The 18146-nt window shown below is 61.5% G+C and carries 19 protein-coding genes and 3 pseudogenes; 8 read left to right on the top strand and 14 right to left on the bottom strand.

Going from position 1 to position 18146, the window contains the following annotated elements:
* Nucleotides 1–229 precede the first annotated feature (229 nt).
* Nucleotides 230–895: a ParA family protein gene (locus IC232_RS30285; protein ID WP_190848655.1), complete on the top strand. Its 666-nt coding sequence runs from the start codon at nt 230–232 to the stop codon at nt 893–895.
* A gap of 19 nt (nt 896–914) precedes the next feature.
* Here IC232_RS30285 and IC232_RS30280 read toward each other — a convergent pair whose 3' ends face one another.
* On the bottom strand, nt 915–1169 hold the full coding sequence (locus IC232_RS30280) for a WGR domain-containing protein (protein WP_190848654.1): 255 nt from the start codon (nt 1167–1169) through the stop codon (nt 915–917).
* A 15-nt stretch (nt 1170–1184) separates the two neighbouring features.
* Nucleotides 1185–1874: a hypothetical protein gene (locus tag IC232_RS30275; protein ID WP_190848653.1), complete on the bottom strand. Its 690-nt coding sequence runs from the start codon at nt 1872–1874 to the stop codon at nt 1185–1187.
* 491 nt (nt 1875–2365) lie between these two features.
* Here IC232_RS30275 and IC232_RS32740 point away from each other — a divergent pair.
* Nucleotides 2366–2551: pseudogene (locus IC232_RS32740) on the top strand (SWIB/MDM2 domain-containing protein); the annotation flags it as partial.
* Nucleotides 2552–2703: 152 nt separating this feature from the next.
* Here the strand turns inward: IC232_RS32740 and IC232_RS30265 are convergent.
* The 7 genes and pseudogenes from IC232_RS30265 to IC232_RS30235 all read right to left on the bottom strand — a co-directional run bounded on the left by IC232_RS30265 (nt 2704) and on the right by IC232_RS30235 (nt 9108).
* Nucleotides 2704–3087 carry a hypothetical protein gene (locus IC232_RS30265; protein ID WP_190848652.1) on the bottom strand — a complete coding sequence of 128 codons (384 nt, stop codon included), beginning with the start codon at nt 3085–3087 and terminating at the stop codon, nt 2704–2706.
* Nucleotides 3088–3592: 505 nt separating this feature from the next.
* Nucleotides 3593–3865: pseudogene (locus tag IC232_RS30260) on the bottom strand (helix-turn-helix domain-containing protein); the annotation flags it as partial.
* Nucleotides 3866–3932: 67 nt separating this feature from the next.
* Nucleotides 3933–4648 (bottom strand): annotated as a pseudogene (locus tag IC232_RS30255) (IS6 family transposase).
* 557 nt (nt 4649–5205) lie between these two features.
* Complete coding sequence (locus tag IC232_RS30250; protein ID WP_190848651.1) at nt 5206–5436, bottom strand: DUF6894 family protein; 231 nt, start codon at nt 5434–5436, stop codon at nt 5206–5208.
* 455 nt (nt 5437–5891) lie between these two features.
* Entirely contained in the window at nt 5892–6194 is a 303-nt protein-coding gene (locus IC232_RS30245; RefSeq protein WP_190848650.1) for a hypothetical protein, read from the bottom strand.
* Nucleotides 6195–6627: 433 nt separating this feature from the next.
* Nucleotides 6628–7266, bottom strand: a complete 639-nt coding sequence (locus IC232_RS30240; protein WP_190848649.1) for a response regulator — start codon at nt 7264–7266, stop codon at nt 6628–6630.
* Between the two features lie 24 nt (nt 7267–7290).
* Nucleotides 7291–9108 carry a hybrid sensor histidine kinase/response regulator gene (locus IC232_RS30235; protein ID WP_190848648.1) on the bottom strand — a complete coding sequence of 606 codons (1818 nt, stop codon included), beginning with the start codon at nt 9106–9108 and terminating at the stop codon, nt 7291–7293.
* 340 nt (nt 9109–9448) lie between these two features.
* Between IC232_RS30235 and IC232_RS30230 the strand changes: the two genes are divergently transcribed.
* Both IC232_RS30230 and IC232_RS30225 read left to right on the top strand, forming a co-directional pair.
* Nucleotides 9449–10276 (top strand): Crp/Fnr family transcriptional regulator, encoded by an 828-nt coding sequence (locus IC232_RS30230; RefSeq protein ID WP_190848647.1) that lies wholly within the window; start codon nt 9449–9451, stop codon nt 10274–10276.
* Nucleotides 10277–10514: 238 nt separating this feature from the next.
* Nucleotides 10515–10871 carry a hypothetical protein gene (locus IC232_RS30225; protein WP_190848646.1) on the top strand — a complete coding sequence of 119 codons (357 nt, stop codon included), beginning with the start codon at nt 10515–10517 and terminating at the stop codon, nt 10869–10871.
* Between the two features lie 37 nt (nt 10872–10908).
* Here the strand turns inward: IC232_RS30225 and IC232_RS30220 are convergent, their stop codons facing one another.
* Nucleotides 10909–11247, bottom strand: a complete 339-nt coding sequence (locus tag IC232_RS30220; protein ID WP_190848645.1) for an SCO family protein — start codon at nt 11245–11247, stop codon at nt 10909–10911.
* 460 nt (nt 11248–11707) lie between these two features.
* Between IC232_RS30220 and IC232_RS30215 the strand changes: the two genes are divergently transcribed.
* Together IC232_RS30215 and IC232_RS30210 are read left to right on the top strand one after the other, a co-directional pair.
* On the top strand, nt 11708–12397 hold the full coding sequence (locus IC232_RS30215; RefSeq protein WP_190848644.1) for an ankyrin repeat domain-containing protein: 690 nt from the start codon (nt 11708–11710) through the stop codon (nt 12395–12397).
* 83 nt (nt 12398–12480) lie between these two features.
* On the top strand, nt 12481–12900 hold the full coding sequence (locus IC232_RS30210; protein WP_190848643.1) for a DUF5602 domain-containing protein: 420 nt from the start codon (nt 12481–12483) through the stop codon (nt 12898–12900).
* A gap of 84 nt (nt 12901–12984) precedes the next feature.
* Here the strand turns inward: IC232_RS30210 and IC232_RS32735 are convergent, their stop codons facing one another.
* The 4 genes from IC232_RS32735 to IC232_RS30190 all read right to left on the bottom strand — a co-directional run bounded on the left by IC232_RS32735 (nt 12985) and on the right by IC232_RS30190 (nt 16263).
* Nucleotides 12985–13266: a response regulator gene (locus IC232_RS32735; RefSeq protein WP_312895262.1), complete on the bottom strand. Its 282-nt coding sequence runs from the start codon at nt 13264–13266 to the stop codon at nt 12985–12987.
* A gap of 341 nt (nt 13267–13607) precedes the next feature.
* The gene (locus IC232_RS30200; protein ID WP_190848642.1) at nt 13608–14555 is read right to left on the bottom strand and encodes a ring-cleaving dioxygenase; all 948 of its coding nucleotides are present in this window, start codon (nt 14553–14555) and stop codon (nt 13608–13610) included.
* Between the two features lie 53 nt (nt 14556–14608).
* A complete protein-coding gene (locus IC232_RS30195) occupies nt 14609–15238 on the bottom strand; it encodes an alpha/beta hydrolase (protein ID WP_190848641.1) in 630 nt (209 codons plus the stop codon).
* A gap of 92 nt (nt 15239–15330) precedes the next feature.
* A complete protein-coding gene (locus IC232_RS30190; protein ID WP_190848640.1) occupies nt 15331–16263 on the bottom strand; it encodes a ring-cleaving dioxygenase in 933 nt (310 codons plus the stop codon).
* A gap of 179 nt (nt 16264–16442) precedes the next feature.
* Between IC232_RS30190 and IC232_RS30185 the strand changes: the two genes are divergently transcribed.
* Both IC232_RS30185 and IC232_RS30180 read left to right on the top strand, forming a co-directional pair.
* Complete coding sequence (locus IC232_RS30185) at nt 16443–16880, top strand: DoxX family protein (protein ID WP_190848639.1); 438 nt, start codon at nt 16443–16445, stop codon at nt 16878–16880.
* A 70-nt stretch (nt 16881–16950) separates the two neighbouring features.
* Nucleotides 16951–17892, top strand: coding sequence for a LysR family transcriptional regulator (locus IC232_RS30180; protein ID WP_190848638.1), 942 nt, complete (start codon nt 16951–16953; stop codon nt 17890–17892).
* Nucleotides 17893–18146 lie beyond the last annotated feature (254 nt).

Here is an 18146-nt window from a genome sequence, read left to right as displayed (position 1 = left end):
AAACGATCGCTTCCGCCGTGTGCCTCTTCCTGCCCAGCTTCAATCCTCCTTCGGCTCATAAGCCATACTTCAGGGAGCATCACTTCGCAGGGGGCAGACCAGTCATTCAGGTGCTTGAGCCTAAGATCCGGATCCTCCGTTATGTCGACCATCCGGCCGCCCAGTGATAAGGCTCCGTTAACCATAATCGTGGACGATAGATTGCCTGATCAAGACTGGGGGAAATGGCATGAATGTCGTGGTTTTCGCGTCCCGCAAGGGAGGTTCCGGAAAGAGCACCCTTGCCGCGCATCTCGGGAGCTATATGGCCGAAAATGCCCGGCCGACACTCCTGATTGACGCGGATCCGCAGGGATCTTTGGCCCTTTGGCACCGGGTTCGGGGCTCACGGGATCTTCCGCTCCATGTTGGCACCAAGCATCTCGGGGCCACCTTGGCGAAGGCGCGGCGGGCCGGGGCTGAATGGGTTCTGATCGATACGCCGCCAAACGCTGAAGCCCCTGTGGCCGAGGCGATTTGGCATGCGGATCTTGTCGTGATCCCCATGCGCCCGGGTCTGTTCGATGTCGATGCTGGTCAAGCCACGATCCAAATGTGCCGTGATCTCAAGAAGCCTTACGCGGTGGTGATCAATGCCGCGCCGGCCAGGAATGGCTCGGAGGATCCGAGTGTTGCGGATGCACGAGGGGCAATGCAGGCGCTCGACGTTCCGACATGGTCAGGTCAGATCACCCATCACCCTGAATTGTCGCTCTCCCTCGCCCATGGGACCGGTGTGAGCGAGTTCAGCGCTGGGTCGTCGGGATCGGAGGAAATCGGCAGCCTCTGGCGGGCGCTCACAAGGAGCTTCGAGGCGATGAAGGCTATGACAAGCAACGAGCCCCAATCGGCCTGACCTGGCATGGGGAAGGGCTTTACAGGCCCGTGTAGCCCTTCTCCCGCTGGGCTTCAGCCCAGCCTTCAAGCGCCCGAGCAGCTGCGGCCTCATTCGGGTAGATATCGCCCTTCTCCTGGCCCTTGAAGCCGACTGCTCCCCAATTCCGCACCAGCCGGATTGTGCCGAACAGGGCGCGTTCAATCATCAGGCTGAAGAACCGTGCTTGGCCCTGCTCCAGATTACGCCGATAGAGCACTAGGTGGTGTCGTATGGGCAAACGGGCATCGGGCATCAGGCGGCTCGTACCTTACTCGGGTTTGCCCGTCTGGAGCGTCTTTTCCATCTCACGCATCATCGCCTGCTCGATCTCATCAAGGTTGACCTTGACAGTTTCACCGCTGGTCTGAGCCTTAGCCCGGGTCATCGGCACCTGCTTGGCTCTCGGCCGGCTGATGGCCATCCGCGCCTGGGCGGGGAAGCGGCCTTCCAGGGTATCGATCAGGCTATTGAGCGCCGCATCCGAGAGCGGGATCTCCGGCACCTCAGCAAGTCCTCTCAGAGCGATGGACTGATTGGTGTAGCGAGGATCCGCCGTGACTTCAGGGCCGAACCACTCTGGTGGACGGAATGCTCCCGTCTCTTCTTCAGAAGCGAATTCCATGGTGACGAGGTGCAGGGCACGGGGCCGGAGGATCTCGTCGACCAAGGCCTGACCCTCGCTGATCGGCACGGTTGTCCGGGTGTAGTCGACCTCGCCGGCGCAGACATCGAGCAGCGCATGAGCATGGCCCACCGGGATGTCGGTCTGGTCCTCGGCCTCACTATCAAGACTAACCGTCTTGAGGATCAGCAGGCCTTTGTTCTCCTCAACCCGAACCCAGGATGAGCGATCCCGGCGCTCCGGGAAGAAGCCCTCAACGTGACGCAGCCCGCCTCTCTCGCGCTGGATCAGGCGGGCGAAGGACGGGGCGAGGAGAAAGCGGCGGCGAACAGTCATGAAACCTCAGGGAACGTAAGGGATCGAGGACGTCTGCCTTTGGTACATGGCGGAGGAAGGGGGAGGCAACCCTGAACTCCTCAACATGGTTTCCGCTCGAACGCTGACTTTGAGCCCAAGACTTCGACGGCTTGCCGGAGTTCCGCAAGGAATGCCCGCTCACGGTGTGAGATGCGGTCGACCCAACAAGCCTGAGCGAAGTTGCGCCGGCCGTGCCAAGGCAAGACTATATCCGAGTACAGGTTCCCTGCCAATGAGAGCGAGGCGCGCAAACGACAACGCCCTGACAGAGTTAGCCGTGCGGAGCTTACTGCCAGGGCGCTTTTTGTGATGCCGGTTGCAACACCACGCCACCATCATGCTTCATGAACTCCGGATGTGCAAACAACCGCTGTGCATAAGCATGAAGTGCCTCGGCGAGAGGCTGAGCACCAGACTTCCCGCCGAAGTACGACACAGATGCGCGAGAGTCCGGCAATGAGGGTCAATTCAACTCCCCGCTGCCCCGCACTGGAGTTGTGAGCAAGGTGTGGGACTACATCAAGGCCAACAATCTCCAGAACCCCGAGAACAAGCGCGAGGTTCTGGCGGATGACAAGCTCTAGGCGGTCTTCGGCAGCAAGGGCAAGGTGAGCATGTTCGAGATGAACAAATACTTCGTCCAGCATCTCTCCTGAGACTGGGCACGCTGCGACACGGCCACCCCGCCATAGCTCTGACGAGGTGACCGTACCCTCAGCTGCAAACCAAGCAGCAACTCTATTGTTGAGGAGGGTAGGGAGTGGGTTCCGGCACACAGATTGGGCTGGCGCGGAACCCGGTTCTTGGATCAAGCTGCAAGGAAGAGCTCGCTCTGCCGCCAAGCAGCGCAGGCTCTTCTTCCGTTCGGGCGTGCAGTGGAGATGCGCTCCTGGAAGCGGTCCTGGAAGCGCTCTTGAGCTTCCTTGAGCAGACGGCGCTTTCGAGCGAGGGGCTGAGAAGCGAGTGTGGTGTCCTGAACAATGGCAGCCGCTGCCGCGTACAGATCAGCTGTCGCGGCATCCAGACCGGGATCTCGCTCAAACAGAACAACCAGGCTCGTGAGGTGCTGCCTGAGGAGTGTCTGCAACTCACAAAAATAAGGCTGATCTCCTCCGAACTCGATGGCCTTCACCGTTGGCGAGATGAATGCCAAATTCTCCTCGATCGTGTCGGTGAAACTTTTCTCTGCCATGAGCAACCGTCTCCAGGTACGAGGAATCCCGCCCAGCCCTGCGTTCACAGGTGAAAGCATGCGCTGTCATGGTTAACCAACGGTTTCAAACGATGGGATTGCGGCATGACGAGAGTCTGCCACCATTTGATCGTCATGTGCTCAGGCACACTTTCCTGATCACGATCTGCAATCATACACCGCCGGCGATATCGGAACCTATCGCGTGCGACCTGGTGGGAGGTCTGGTGTTCGACCTTCGGCCGGGGCGCTTCTGTTGCGACCGCCGTTGACGCTCATCAGCGACACATTAGGATGGTGGCGCGGTGTTGCAACCGGCAGCGCATTCGACCTGATTGAAGTTTGGACGAGGCTTCAGTTGGGCGTTCTCATTGCGACAGGCGGCAATGGTGCCACCGATCCGGTGAGGGGACTGGCTCCAAAAGGGAACTAGAAACAAGAAGGCCTGCAATCCGCTGATAGAGAGCGGGGTAGATGATGTGGAACGCGATGGTGGCCCTGAGACTTAGCTTGCCAACTTGACGGCATGCGGCTCCCGCAGCATGTAGCCGCGGCCCCAGACCGTCTCGATGTAGTCCCTGCCGCCAGAGGCCTTTGCGAGCTTCTTGCGCAGCTTACAGATGAACACGTCGATGATCTTGATCTCAGGTTCGTCCATACCGCTGTACAGGTGATTGAGAAGCATCTCTTTGGTCAGCGTGCTCCCTTGGCGTTGAGCCAGGAACGCCAGGATCTTGTACTCCGTGCCGGTCAGGTTCACCTGGCGTCCTGCGACCTCAGCCTGTTGAACCGGTTCCGTTGCAACGGCCGATGTAGATCGAGCGAAGATCAGACGCGAGCGCTGTTTATGCGGCTACGCCGAACAGGGTAGCAATGAAGTCACGCTGAGCGCCCATGTCATTTGCTGGTGCACTTACGACCTGTCCCTTGCGGATCATCGCCATTGCCTCATAGCCTGCGATCGTCTGGTTGGCCGTGACGAAGCTCTTGAAGCCTAGCCCTGACCGGACCAGCCGCTTGATGCGCCGGTGGTCTTGCTCGATGATGTTGTTCAGGAATTTCACCTGTCGGAGTCTAGAAAAGCGCCAGAGTTCTCCATCCCGCTTCATGGCTTCAGCCGCAATCGGATAGGCGGCATTCTTGTCGACCGTGATGGTTCGCGGATTGACCGTGTGAGGCTGCTTTAGCGCCTTCCGAAAGAAGCGCCTTGCCGCCGCGGCATCTCGTCTGGGCGAGAGCAGAAAATCGATGGTGTGCCCACGAGCATCGACGGCACGGTAGAGATAGACCCACTCACCCGTCACCCAAAGGTATGTCTCGTCCACACGCCAGGATCCGTTTGTCATCCGCAGATGAGGGCGGATGCACTTGTCGAGCTCCGGTGCATAGGCCTGGATCCAGCGAAAGAGGGTTGTGTGGTCCACTTGCACACCGCGGTCGGCAGCATGCGTTCCAGATCGCGATAGCTGATTGGAAACTGCAGATACCAGCGTACTGCCCACAGAATGATCTCCACTGTGAACTGCCGACCCTTGAACGGGTTCTTGTTATTTTGCTTCACCACCAGCCTCTTTCAACGCCCTTCGGTCGTAGCTCAAGCAGTGCAAGCCTCAAAGCTGCAACAGAACCTTGAACGGCACGGCAGATATCCGACAAGAAGGGGCAGGCCTCTTATGTCATCCAGTGCCAGTTACCAACTCGCCTATCCCTGCAACAAAGCCAGAGGCAGGTAACAATCGGGAAGAGTCTCGAAAACCTCCAAGGCCAAATAGACGCTCATCAGCAGTGCGCCAAGGCTTCCGCCCCAGAACGCCCACGCTAATGGAGTCCACTGTGGCTCGACAGCCGTCCTTTGAGTCGTTTTCCGCTGAAGCATTAGAAACTATTCTTGATGGCTGTTGCGGCAGCCTGGAAGCCGGATATACTGAATAGCTGGGGCAGGGTCACACTGTTTACTGGAAAGACTTCCTGCATATGCTTCAATACATTCCATACCGGATGTTATGCGGCTGACGTTTCGATGACAATCGATAATGAGCTCAATGCCAGCCCGCAGCAGCATCTGTCCAGCCTCACCGTTGACCGAGACGAAGAACGTTCGCTGGTCGCGAGGGTAGCTTACGCTAACCGATCAATGGTTAGCGCAACGGTCAGTATCAGCCGCACCTGACGCTGTTCGTCCCTGACCTCGACACCGATCTCTCGTGTGCGTGGCAGCCAATCTCGTGCGAGCGTAACAGCAGTGTGCGCCGCCTCGTGCTCGGCCGCCGCCAAATCATCAAGCTCAAAGCCGTCTGGATCGGGCAGGAATTCCGCTCCTGTCCGGACATCAAAATAAAAACGCGGCATGTCGTCTTGTCTTTCCCCCCAGCGGCGCGCTACGGCTTGGAGATGGTTCACTCTGAACTGTGTGGACTCGATCGGCCACGCGGCGCAGAGAACGCCAACACGAGGAGGGCTACAATCAGGTGAGGACCGGAAAGGGTGCTCAGGATTACCCTGACCCAGACCAGATGGGGCGACAGCTCGCTCCATCATATCAAGCGGCAAACCCGATCGCGGCCTCGGGAGAACACCATCGCAAGGCGTGCCCTCAGCGTTGCCGGTCGGCCTTGCCAACCCCTTTAGCTTCTGAAGGCAGTTTCGGAAGGCATCCTTTCATGGCGAGCTCATCCCGGGCTCGGAGAACCGTCATGGCGCGAGCCACGGTGTCCTCAACGCGCTTGGCAAATCCGTGAATTGGCAGTCTCAGCATTGGATGTCTCCGATCGTGAGCTGTTGCGAAAACTGATAGGTTCCTTCCCCTAGTGCAGATCTTGTGTCTGCTGCCTTGCGTTGGCGATGAGCTCCACCGCTTGGGTCAGTTCAGGCTCGTCGAGTTCAGTGCATCCGCAACTGTCAAGAACGGCCTGCTGTGCATGAGAGTAAAGCTCCAGCCAAAACCAAGGTGTCCCCGGCAGCCGTTGCTCCTCCGGGATTTCGGTCAGCCTCGCCTCCAGCACGCCAAATCGGACAACTGTCACCGTCCGGGCATCGTCCGTTTCAGGCATACAGGCAAGCTGGACGTAGGCGCGGATCACGCGCTGTTCGATCTCGTCAGGGCTCATCTCGGCTCCGATGAGGCCAATGGAGACTCCTGTGATCCCGCGTATCCCGAGCATTGTGTTCTCCTGACCGTCGGGGGCGTGTGTCCGTCCCCCGGGGACTTTCATCCGTCACTTTGACTGCCCACGCGATGATTGCTTTGTCGATGCAGGCACCTGCCGTCCGCAACAGGCCGATCAGGCGCTCGCCAATCCCCACGACCATTTTCTTTTCCTCAGTGGTCGCTCCGGGCACTCCACCGGCTAAGGGTTCGTTGCCTGGCGCCCCGAAGGAAGCCCTCTGAAGGTCTAGACTTCAGCCGGCCGGACGAGATGTCCGTCCGGATCAACCTCAAGGCATCACGAGGATGAACAAAACCGTATCGCCATCTGGATTGGAATCAGGTGAAGACCGGAGGAGAGGGTCAGGATTGTCCTAACCCCTGAGGCAGGAGGGTCAGGGCTCGATCAGCTTGTTGCGCACAGCATACAGGGCAAGCTCGACGCCCGAACGCAGGTTCAGCTTTCGCATCGCTGCCGTCCGGTGGCTCTCAACGGTCTTGATGCTGACCTTCCAGCGCTCGGCGATGTCGCGGTTGCTCTTGCCCTCCGCCACGAGTTGGATCACTTCCCGCTCCCGCGAGCTCAAGGTTTGCGACGCCACCACCTTGCTGCCACTCAGGAAGGTGTCGAGCAGGGTCTCGGCCACTTGTGGCGAAAAATAGGGCTGCTTGCGCAGCAGGGCCTGCACCGCCCTGACGACCTCAGCATCATCCTCTGTCTTGAGCAAATAACCGCGCGCGCCGGCTCGTAGCACATCGCGGATTACGTCCTCATTGTTGTGCATCGTGTAGATCAGCACCTCACTCCTCGGGCTGACAAGGCGGATGTGGCGCGTGGCCTCAAGACCGTTCAGCCCCGGCAAGGAGTAGTCGAGGATCACCACATCCGGCCGGTGCTCGGTGGCAAGATCGACCGCCGCCTGCCCGTTGTCGGCAACGGCGCAGACCTGCCAGCCGGCCTGAGCCTCCAGGAGAGCCTGCAAGCCCCGGCGCACGATGGAATGATCGTCGGCAACGAGGAGTTTCACGGTCATGACGCCCCTATAGCATCCGACAAGCTACCGTCGTCGCTGCCGCGGCCCCATCGGGTCCGGACCTGAACGACGACTCAGGATTTCCCTGAGTTCTGTTTCAGTCTCCTGAGGGCGCAACAGCTCGGAACTCACCGCGCCTGGCCCCGAGTCCCCGGCAACCTGCTCCTCCACCGGAACAGTCGGGAAGAGGAGGCGCACTGCGGTGCCGCGACCTTCCTCACTCTCCAGCTCTACGTCGCCGGCGCTCTGCTGGACGAAGCCTAAGACTTGACTGAGACCGAGCCCATTCCCCTGGCCCTTGGTGGTAAAGAACGGATCGAAGGCCCGCTCCAGCACTGATGGGTGCATCCCGATGCCTGTATCGGCCACGATAATCTCGATCCACCGCGCGTCGGCGACAGAGGCGCGGTGGAAGCCCGCCACATTGGGAGGCGGTGCCATGGATTGGGTCGCTACCGTGATGGTGCCCCCATCCGGCATCGCATCACGGGCATTCAGCACCAGGTTGAGCAGCGTCGCCTCGAGCTGCACCGGATCAAGGCGAGCGGCGCAGCCTGTACCGGCCAGCTTGAGGTCGAGCGCGATCCGGGGACCGGCCGCCTGCCGCAAAATCGGAGCAAAGCCCGCGATGCGCTCATCAATCATGGTCAACTCCGGCCGGAGCTCCTGCCGCCGAGCGAAGGCGAGCAGACGCTCGATCATGGCCTTTGCGCCCCTGAGCGACTGGTCGGCCTCGTTGACCAGGGACAGGGTCTCCGGGCGGTCAGCTAGGGAGGGCCTCAGGAGCAGGAAGGTGGACTGTATGATCCGGATCGTATTGCCGATATCATGCGCGATGCCGCCGGCAATGCGACCGAGCCCCTCAAGCCGCTGCACCCGGCTGAACCGGGCCTGCTCGGCCTGCTCGCGCCGACGGCTCCTCTGGACCAACACAATCAGGGCACCGATCAAGCCGAGAAGGATGGCCGCTGTGAAGAACACCACAGCCGCATGCTCGCGCCAGGGCTGGAACACGGTTTGCTGCGGCAGGGCAACGAGAACCAGGGCCGGGGCGGTGCCGAGGGCACGGTAGGCGGCAACACGGGTCGCGTGGTCGACCGGGCTTGTGCCCCAGATAATACCTTGCGCACTGCGTGAGAGGTAGGTGGAGACCGGCTCCACCGCGGCGTAGGATTTGCCGATGGCCTCCTCAGACGCCGGGCTACGGGCCAGAAGCGTGCCATCGCGCAACAGGAGCGTGATGATGCCCTTCTCTCCAATGGAGAGGCCTTGGTAGAACTGCTCGAAGTACTTGGGTTCAAGGGCGGCCACAACAATGCCACCAAAGCCACCATCAGGCTTATTGATCCTGCGGCTGAAACTGATGAACCAGACGTTGACCGATCGACTGCGGAGCGGCTGCCCGATATGCAAGCCGAGGGTGGGATCCTCCTGATGCGCCTTGAAGTAGGAACGATCCGCGAGGCTGACCCTCGGTGTGGACGGGTAGTCGGTATCATGGGTGATGAACCCGTCTGATCCAATGACATAGAGAGCCCGCACATACGGCAATGCCTTGAGCCGCTCCTTCAGCCCGTCACGGAAGCGGACATCGTTGTCGGACACATCAGGAGCAGCCGTGAGGGCATCGCCGATCGCCATGAGCGTGAAGTCGACCGCCTGGAAGGTCCGATCTGTTTGCTCAGCGAGCACATGAGCCAGGTTCCGGGCGTCCTCTTCGCCGCGCCGTGCCGCATCAGTGTAGCTTTGCAGGAGCTCCAGACCACCCAGCAGCACGATGCCGAGCGCGAGAACCACGGCCGGAACAAGCGGAAGCGCCGATCTGACAGATCTCGGCCTCATGCGACATGTCTCTCCGAGCTGCGACGTGATTATAACATACGTTATTGTAGGCAGTCCGATGCAATCAGCCATAAGAAGCAAGCCAGATCTGTCGAGCAGGTGCGGCCTGAGCTGTGGAAAAGCAGCGGGGCCGAGACAAACCAACCTGGTGGGTCCTTATGGCTACGGGCAGAAGTGCTGCATTGTATTCAGCGGCTAAGTCACAATTCAGGCTGCAAGGAACGAGGCTGGTCACACTTTTTGGCCTTATCGCGACGTGGACCTTATCTGGCTCAATCAACCCCCCACCGGCGCATTGACCGCAATCGGTGCGTTAACTGGTTGTGATCGCGAGGGGATCATGCCTTTAGAAGAACGGCGCAGGCCCTCCGGGGCCACGGGCGCACCACCAGACCACCGAGCCAACCGGTTCCTCGCCGCGCTGGACCTGGACGACTTTGCCCTTCTTGAGCCTTACTTGGAGGCGGTGATCCTGCCGCGCGACACCGTGTTGTACGAACCGGGTGATCCCATCCGCTACACCTACTTCCCGCATGATGCCATCGTGTCTCTCGTGGACGTCATGAAAGATGGTCGCTTGGCCGAGGTGGCGATGTTTGGGCGTGAAGGGCTGTTCGGCCTGCTGAGTGCCTTTGTCAGCCGGGAGGCCTTTGGGCGCTATGTGGTGCAGATCCCCGGTTCCGCCTCCCGGGTTGCGCTGGACCGCATGCATGCGGCCATCCAGGCCCGCCCGGCGCTGCAACGGCAGGTGCTCGCCTACAACGAGGCGCTTCTGGCGCAGGCGTATCACACCGTGGCCTGCAATGCCGTGCACCCGGTTGAGGCCCGCTGCTGCCGCTGGCTGCTGAGCACCCATGACCGCTTAGACGAGGATGCCCTGCCGCTCACCCATGAGTTCCTGGCCGAGATGCTTGGCGTACAGCGCTCCACGGTGAGCACCGTCCTGCGCGGCCTCCAAACGGCGGGCTTGATCGAGCAGCGCCGCGGCGGCATTGCCGTGATCGACAGTACTGGTCTCGAGCACGCCGCTTGCGAGTGCTACCGCAAGATCCGCTCCCGCTTCGACAAGCTGCTGCCTGGCACCTTTTCCGAGCCGGCTCATGACTGCCTGGCCACGCTCAAGCAACCCATGCCGCTGGCGACTACGAGAGGCAAGGCCCAACGCTGAGGGGGCCGCGAGACGGCTGAATACCGCTATTGATCCTGGCCATTGGCTGAGCCACCGCCGCGCGGAGCGGACCTCCCTTGACTGATCGGTGCCCTTGCCCCTGCGGCCAACCCGCCCCTCCCCTCCCCTTCCAGGGACCATTGATGGAGGAAGCCAGGGAAAGTCCTCTCACCACATTGGGATTTGCCGAAACCCGCGAACGGCGCGAACGTGACCGAAGTGATTACGGAGGAACTCCATGAGAAAGCTCTCCCTGGCCATCGCCGCAGCGGTTGGATTTGCCGCGGCCCCGGCCTTGGCCTGCCCGATGCATCAATCGGCTGCCCAGGCCACGGGCTCGACCGCCACGGCAAGCCCGATGATGTGCGGCACACCGACGACCACGGCCCAGCAGCCGGGACAGGGTGCCCAACCCGCACAGCCTGGCCAGTCTGCGGGCGGCATGTGCCCGTGCTGCCGGAACATGGCCATGATGCAGCCCCAGCCTCGACAACCCGGTGGCATGCAGGAGATGCCCGGGATGCAGAACATGCCCGACATGCAACAGGGTGGACCCGCAAGTCCTCCTGCGCCCGAGGCACCCCGGCCAAACTGATCCGTGCGGACGGGTCCGCCCACCGCCGCAGGGGCCGTCACGATTTTCGGATGGCCCTGCGCAACTTCGAAAGGGCGGGCGCAGCATTTTCATGGTAGTCGATGACGCTGACCAGCTCGCCCTCGGCATCAGTCACGACAACGGGTGCCGTGTGCCCCATGGTGTAGCCGCCACCCTCGGTCGGTTCCTTGCGGTGGAAGATGGGTGAGGACTTGGCCACTGCCGTGAGCGCCTTCGGTGTGCCGGTGAGCGCGACAATGCTGGGATCGAAGCTCTCGAAATAGGTCTTCGGCAGGTCGTTGAGCCCTCTGGTTGAAGCCGAGTCCTTCGGCGGCTCACACGATGTCGCCGGTAGTCTTCGACCGCAACGGGTCATGCAGTGCCGCTCTCCTACCCTCCAGGAATGTCCCCTGTTCTTTGCTAGAGCAGACCGTCGGCGTACTTCCGACAAGTGCCGGTTTTGTTGAAACACTCCCGAGCACTGCTTGGTCGTTCTGTTACTGGAGTCAGCGTGCCAGGCGAGGCTCAACATCTTGTATGTTTCCGGCGCGAAAAACGGCAGTTGCGGACTTTTTAATCACTATCTGCCATTTGCTGACCTTACCGGCTCCATGCTGAATAGAGCTTTTGGCGCGAGTGTCTGCATTCAGGAGGGTGCCGCAGGGGAAAACTCTACGCGAGGCGAAGGATCGGTCTTGTAGCTATGCCTTACTTCAGGCGGGCGCCTCAGCGGGGAATGCGCGACTGGCGACCTTGCCAAGGTGAAAGCAAAACTGACGTAATGGTCAACGGTAGTCGGCAACGTCAGCGACCATCACACCGCAAGGAGAAGGACCATGGCCCATCTATTCGCACTTGTCGGACTTTTTGGGATTCTGACACTGACCGGAGGTGCGGCCTCCGCACAGACGCCTCCCACACCAACTGAGTTCGCGGCCTATAGAGGGCTGCACGCGGCCGCCGCCCGAAGCGAGGTCGATGACATCCAGCGGCTGGCCCAAACGGGAGCGGACCTAAATGCCCGCGACAGCAACGGCCGCACACCGCTGCATGTGGCGGCATTCCAGGGCCATAGTTCCGTGGTTCAGGCCCTGATTACTGCCGGAGCGGATCCAGGCCTTCTCGACAATCAGCGCTATGACGCTGTGACTATTGCAGCTGTCCGAGATGACGTGCCAACGCTGAAGGCCCTGCTCGCCTCCGGTGCCAGCGCCAGGCTGATCACCAGCATCTACGACGGCACGGCCCTGATTGCTGCAGCCCATCTGGGCCACGATGGCGTTGTCCGCGAGCTGATCCGAGGCGGAGCACCGCTCGACCACGTGAACAACCTGGGGTGGACCGCCTTGATCGAGGCGGTGATCCTCGGGGACGGTGGGGGCCGTCATACAGAAACCGTGCGTGCGCTCGTCGAAGCCGGCGCCAACTCCAAGATCCCTGACCGGAACGGCATGACGCCCTTACAGCATGCTGAAGCGCGCGGCTACTCCAGCATGGCCTCCATCCTGAGCCAGGCAGGCCGCTAAGGATCCGGGAACCTTTCCGAGCAGCCCTCATCCAATGGGGACGTGCAGGCCAAAGCAGGCTTGGCGCGTCTACGGAGGATGTCATGAGGATTGCTGTCGCTACTCTCGCCCTGGTTGCCGCTTTCACCCTGCCGGCCTTGGCAGCCGATCAGGTCGAGAAGGCCCCACCGAGTGGTGCCTACAAAAAGGTGACCGAGCTCGTGAAGCTGCCGGACTTCCTGCCGGGGCTGGGTCAGCTCTATGTCGACTCCAAGACCCTGCCGGCTGGCCCGTTCCTGGCCTATGACCGTGAAGGGCGGCTCGTCAGCACGGTCTACATGCTGCCCGTCGAGGATCTTTCGAACAAGGACAAGCGCTTCGACGATCTCGCCGCCCCTGGTGGCAAGGTCGGTCATGTGGATGTGTACTTCAACGCCGGGCATCCGGGCGTCGAGAAGCCCCATGCGCATGTTGTCCTGTGGCACGTCCCCAAGGCCGACGAGCAACGGGTAGCCGCGAAGTGATGGTCTCACGCAGGTGGTCCGCCCGCGATAAAATCTCCGGCAGCTGGCGCGACCGAGGGATGCGAGTGCCTTCTCGCGATGGCTTTACGTGAGGCCATTTAAGGTCTCGGCTACGATGGCCTGCAGGTCGTCCACTCGGAACGGCTTGCTTAGGATAGGTGCATTGTGCCCAGCAACACTCTCGATCGCTGCCGTATCAGCATATCCGCTTGCAAACACGATCGGCAGTTCCGGGCGGTGCTCGCGCGCAGCCCTGGCGACTTCAGCCCCGTTCATGCCGGGCATGGCAAAATCGACCACCATCAGGTCGGGGGAGCTGGCAGCCACCGCCCCCAACCCGGTCGGGGTATCGGCAGGCGCAGGCACGCCCCCACGGTCGCGCCCACCTGCCGGGGCAAACAATGAAGTTACTGGGCGGTCTCTCAGCGGTTCTCGGAGCAGTGTCGAAGTGATCCTTGTTCATGAAGGTCACATCGACACTCTCCGCCGCAAGTACAAAACCCGGCAGGTTCGCACCAAAGCGTAATGTTTTGCCCTCATTCGGATGAGCTAAAACCAGAAGGTTCTGTCTCAGCCAATTGGCAGATGTTTGCTCAAGGATCGGAGCGCCACTTCCATTCGGCGGGCTGAAGAGCCTCACCGGCGTTTTCCGAGAACAGCAAAGTGGTTTGACGTCCGTCAAGAACGGTTTTCGTCCAACCTAGGGTTCAAAGCGGTTTCAAGCCGGCCTCGATCCGCTGGCGCCGGCCTTCCAGGAACGGCGGCAGGGACAATGTCTCGCCGAGCGTGTCCATGGGCTCGTCGGTGGCGAAGCCCGGCCCGTCCGTGGCGATCTCGAACAAGATGCCGTTCGGCTCGCGGAAGTACAGGCTGCGGAACCAGAACCGGTCGACCGGACCGCTCGACGGCATGCGCACGTGATTGAGACGCTCCGCCCAGGCCTGGTAATCGGCGTCGGGGATGCGGAAGGCCACATGATGCACGCCCCCGGCCCCAGGTTGGGCCATCGGCAGGTTGGGCTCGACGGACACGTGCAACTCGGCCGCCGGCCCGCCTTGGCCCATCTGGTAGACGTGGGTGCGGGTTTCCCCGTTGCCGGGCGTGGCATAATCCCGGGCGCGGGTCATGTTCAGGATCCTGGTGACCACGAGATCGGTATAGTTCAGGTCGGGCACGCTGATCGTGATCGGCCCGAGGCCGCGGATTTGGTGCTCGGCCGGCACGGGGCTGCGCTCCCACGGATGGGCCTCCTCGCCCTTCTCACGGTCATCGATGAGGCTCAGGCGCTGGCCCTCAAAATCCTCGAAATCGAGGGTGAGCCGGCCGTCGCGCTCCACGACGTCCGAGTGCGCGACGCCAAGATCCTGGAAGCGCTGCTTCCACCAAGCCAGTGTCTCAGCACCAGAGACGCGCATGCCGGTGCGGGTGATGCTGTGCGTGCCGCGCTGCTCGGGCTTCACCGGCCAGTCGAAGAAGGTGATGTCGGTGCCGGGCGAGCCGCGCCCGTCGGCGTAGAACAAGTGGTAAGCGCTGACGTCGTCCTGATTGACAGTCTTCTTCACCAACCGCAGGCCAAGGGTCTTTGCGTAGAAGGCATGATTGGCCGGGGCGTTGCCGGTGACGGCGGTGAGATGATGGATGCCGGTGAGTTGCATGTGAGTTGTCCTTGTGGGGCAGAGCGGGTCATCAAACCCGCTCGCCGGAGTCATCAGAGCTGATCGAGCCAAGCCGTCGTGAGACCGACGTCGGTTTTGGAGATTGAATGCCCCGTCGGCAGCATGCGGTGCTCCACAACAGCCCCGGCCGTACTCAGGATCGAGGCAAGCCGCTTGGCATTGTCCGCTGGCACGATCGGATCCGACGCGCCGGACAGGATCAGTACCGGTTTCTCGGTGAGATCCACAGCCGGCGAGTCCTGCAGCGGCACCATGGCCCGGATCAGGGCCGCTCCGGCCAGTGCCTCGGGCCTGAGCTGCAGCATCGCTGCGGCGATGTTGGCGCCGTTGGAGAAGCCGACGGCCACTGGAGCTGCCAGACCATAGGCCTCGCGAGCCTCAGCGATGAAGTCGGCCAGCTCGATGGCCCGGCGGCGTACGTCTTCCTCATCGAACACACCCTCGGCGAGGCGGCGGAAGAAGCGGGGCATGCCGCCCTCCAGCACCTTGCCGCGGGGCGACAGAAGAGCTGATCCCGGCGAGATCATGTTGCCGAACGGGATCAGGTCGTCCTCGTTGCCGCCGGTGCCGTGCAGGAGCAGGAGCGGCGGCCGGTTCGGCTCGGAGGCCGGCTTGATGCGGTGGATGAAAGACAGTTCTTTCGTCGTGGGTGTGGCGGTCATGGCGGTTCTCTTGATGGCCCTCACAGGCCAAGTGAATGAAAAAGAGCCCCGCCCCGGCTGCAAAGCCTGCGGGCGGAGGTGCTGGAAGCGGTTCAGGCGATCTTCGGCAGGACAGCCTTGATGCGCTCGCGCTTCGATTCCAAAAAGCGAGGCAGCTTCAGAGCCTGGCCCAGTGATGAAGCGGGCTCATCAACGGCAAAGCCCGGATCGTCGGTGGCGATCTCGAACAGGATCCCGTTCGGCTCGCGGAAGTACACCGCCCGGAAGTAGTCGCGGTTCTTCTGCTCCGTGGCGCGGATGCCATGGTTCTGCATAAGCTTCTTGACCATGTCGGCCTGCACCGTGTCACTGGCAGCCCGGAAGGCAATGTGATGAACCGTGCCGGCACCGGACCGTCCGCGCGGGAGACCGCCGGGTGCGTTCAGATCGATAATGCCGCCGAGTGCCATGTCACCGGCCTTGTAGCGGATGCGCGATCCCTCGCGGCCGATCTCGGTGAAGCCGAAGATGTCGGTCAGGATGGCGCCTGTGGGCGCGGCATTCTCTACCAACAGGCTGGCGCTGTGGAAGCCACGGATCGCATGATCAGCCGGAATGTCACCGGTGGTCCAGGCGGGTTCGTTCTCGATGCCGGGCACAGCCACCAACGCCAGGCGCATCCCGTCCGGATCCTCGAATGCCAACACGGTCTCGCCAAAGCGCGTACGGGGGGCCTCGTTCACCACACCCTTCTCATTGAGCCTCTGCGTCCAGTAGCCGATGGAGCCTTCCGGCACACGGAACACTGTCTCTTGCGTCTCGCCGACGCCGAGCCGGCCCGGTGCGGCCTGGGCCCACGGGAAGAAGGTCAGGATCGTGCCCGGCTGGCCAGCCTCGTCGCCGTAGTAGAGGTGATAGGTGCCCGGATCGTCGAAGTTAACCGTCTTCTTGACTAGCCGCAGCCCAAGAACACGGGTGTAGAAATCGAGATTGCGCTGAGCCGGGCCTGCAATGGCGGTGATGTGGTGGATGGCGTTCTGGACCATGATGGTGTCCTCTCATGGGGCAATCAGCGCCCCGGGCTGGCCTAAGACATACGCATGATCGGGCATAACGCCATTGCATTGATGCAATATAAAAGCTGCACAGCAGCCATTTGCCTTGCATCAATGGAAACATCATGTTTGCCACCACACGGACCAGTTCCGGTCCCGGAGACAGATCCATGATCGACAACCGCTTTGCCCCTTATGGTGCCTTCACCATCCGTGCCGCCCTCGGCATCATGTTCATCGCCCATGCCTACCTGAAGATCGCCGTGTTCACGGTGCCGGGCTTTGCCGGTTTCCTCGGCCAGATGGGTTACCCGACCTTCCTCGCTTGGCCGATCATCCTCGCCGAACTGTTTGGCGGCCTTGCCATCCTGACCGGCTTCTACGCCCGGATCGTCTCGGTGGCCCTTTTGCCGGTCCTGCTCGGTGCTGCCCTCATCCATGCCCCGAACGGCTGGGTCTTTAATGCCCCGAACGGTGGTTGGGAGTATCCAGCCTTCCTGGCAGCAGCAGCCATAGCCCATATCCTGATCGGCGACGGCGCACTCGCGATGAAGCCTGTCACGTTGTCGAGCTCTCCCGCGACTACACTCCGGACCCGCGCCGGCTGAAGCGTTGACCTTCTAATCAGGCGGCCGGCGCACCTCCTGCGCGGCCGTCTACGTCTACGGGGGGCTTGTGATGGTGGAACCGTTCAAGAACTTGGCCTGGGATGACCTGCGCCTGATCAAGAGCATCGCAGAGGCCCGCAGCCTGCCGGCTGCGGCCGAGCAGCTCGGGGTCAACCACTCGACGGTGTTTCGCCGCCTTGGGCAACTCGAGGAGACGATGGGCACCAAGCTCTTCGAACGCCATCGCGTCGGCTATACCCTAACTCCTGTCGGCGAGGAGATGGTCGGGCTCGCGCAGCGGGTGGACGAGGACATCACCGCCTTCATGCGCAAACTGGCCGGACGGGAGATCATACCGGCTGGAGAGTTGCGGGTCACCACAAATGACTCACTGCTGATCCATCTGCTCACACCCTTGTTCGCCGGCTTCCACCGGCAGTGCCGCGATGTTCGGCTGGATGTGGTCCTCGCCAACCAGGAGCTGAATTTATCTAAGCGTGATGCCGACGTGGCGATCCGGGCAACAGACAGTCCGCCCGAGAACCTGGTTGGGCGCCGGGCTGCGACGATCGCCTGGGCGCTGTACGGCAGCGCAGCGGCTTTCCCGGAGCCCGTGGCTAACGCCCCGGAGCGACTTTTCGAGCAAGACTGGGTGTCGCTTGGGGACAACTTCGCGACGTTCAAGGCCGTGAAGTTCATCCATGAGCATGTCGCGCCAGAACGCGTGGGCTACAAGGTCAACACTGTGCTCGGAATGGCGGAGGCTATTGAGCAGGGCATCGGCATCGGCCATCTTCCCTGTTTCATTGGCGATATACGGCCCGGTCTCGTCCGACTCGGCCTGCCCAATCCGGAGTTCGCCACCGGGCTCTGGCTGTTGACGCACCCCGATCTGCGTCATTCCCCACGCGTCCGGATGTTCCTCGACTTCCTTGCCGCCGAAATCGGCAAGCAACGCAGGATCGTCGAAGGGGCAACGGTGGATCCAGAATCCACAACGCCCCAGCAATGAGGCCTCATTGTTCTCACGCAATTCAAGGGTTGCCTGAGAACAATCGAACTCACCTCCCGTCCGTTCTAAGGCAATTCACCGGCGCTCTGGTTTCGATCGGGCCTACGTCATGGAGATCAATGAATGGCTAAAGTACTCGTGCTCTACTACGGTTTTGATGGGGTGGACGCCTCCCAAGGCCTTGGTGTGCCACAGTGGAGGTGTTGAGCACCACTTGAGGGAGGCGTCCATGGGAGAGGTTAGCACAATCGGCT

Source organism: Microvirga sp., assembly GCF_014699075.1.
In the GTDB taxonomy this organism is placed as follows: Bacteria; Pseudomonadota; Alphaproteobacteria; order Rhizobiales; family Beijerinckiaceae; genus Microvirga.
The sequence above is the reverse complement of the archived record's forward strand: the minus strand, read 5'-3'. Positions and strand labels throughout refer to the sequence as shown.

Excerpts from the sequence above, each read along its gene's own strand:
- IC232_RS30280 (WP_190848654.1), bottom strand. The coding sequence starts at position 1,169 with ATGCCCGATGCCCGTTTGCCCATACGACACCACCTAGTGCTCTATCGG.
- IC232_RS30220 (WP_190848645.1), bottom strand. The coding sequence starts at position 11,247 with ATGACCCGTTGCGGTCGAAGACTACCGGCGACATCGTGTGAGCCGCCG.
- IC232_RS30195 (WP_190848641.1), bottom strand. The coding sequence starts at position 15,238 with ATGACCGCCACACCCACGACGAAAGAACTGTCTTTCATCCACCGCATC.
- IC232_RS30200 (WP_190848642.1), bottom strand. The coding sequence starts at position 14,555 with ATGCAACTCACCGGCATCCATCATCTCACCGCCGTCACCGGCAACGCC.
- IC232_RS30240 (WP_190848649.1), bottom strand. The coding sequence starts at position 7,266 with ATGACCGTGAAACTCCTCGTTGCCGACGATCATTCCATCGTGCGCCGG.
- IC232_RS30215 (WP_190848644.1), top strand. The coding sequence starts at position 11,708 with ATGGCCCATCTATTCGCACTTGTCGGACTTTTTGGGATTCTGACACTG.
- IC232_RS30250 (WP_190848651.1), bottom strand. The coding sequence starts at position 5,436 with ATGCCGCGTTTTTATTTTGATGTCCGGACAGGAGCGGAATTCCTGCCC.
- IC232_RS30285 (WP_190848655.1), top strand. The coding sequence starts at position 230 with ATGAATGTCGTGGTTTTCGCGTCCCGCAAGGGAGGTTCCGGAAAGAGC.
- IC232_RS30230 (WP_190848647.1), top strand. The coding sequence starts at position 9,449 with ATGCCTTTAGAAGAACGGCGCAGGCCCTCCGGGGCCACGGGCGCACCA.
- IC232_RS30265 (WP_190848652.1), bottom strand. The coding sequence starts at position 3,087 with ATGGCAGAGAAAAGTTTCACCGACACGATCGAGGAGAATTTGGCATTC.
- IC232_RS30190 (WP_190848640.1), bottom strand. The coding sequence starts at position 16,263 with ATGGTCCAGAACGCCATCCACCACATCACCGCCATTGCAGGCCCGGCT.
- IC232_RS30210 (WP_190848643.1), top strand. The coding sequence starts at position 12,481 with ATGAGGATTGCTGTCGCTACTCTCGCCCTGGTTGCCGCTTTCACCCTG.
- IC232_RS30185 (WP_190848639.1), top strand. The coding sequence starts at position 16,443 with ATGATCGACAACCGCTTTGCCCCTTATGGTGCCTTCACCATCCGTGCC.
- IC232_RS30275 (WP_190848653.1), bottom strand. The coding sequence starts at position 1,874 with ATGACTGTTCGCCGCCGCTTTCTCCTCGCCCCGTCCTTCGCCCGCCTG.
- IC232_RS30225 (WP_190848646.1), top strand. The coding sequence starts at position 10,515 with ATGAGAAAGCTCTCCCTGGCCATCGCCGCAGCGGTTGGATTTGCCGCG.
- IC232_RS30245 (WP_190848650.1), bottom strand. The coding sequence starts at position 6,194 with ATGAGCCCTGACGAGATCGAACAGCGCGTGATCCGCGCCTACGTCCAG.
- IC232_RS30180 (WP_190848638.1), top strand. The coding sequence starts at position 16,951 with ATGGTGGAACCGTTCAAGAACTTGGCCTGGGATGACCTGCGCCTGATC.
- IC232_RS30235 (WP_190848648.1), bottom strand. The coding sequence starts at position 9,108 with ATGAGGCCGAGATCTGTCAGATCGGCGCTTCCGCTTGTTCCGGCCGTG.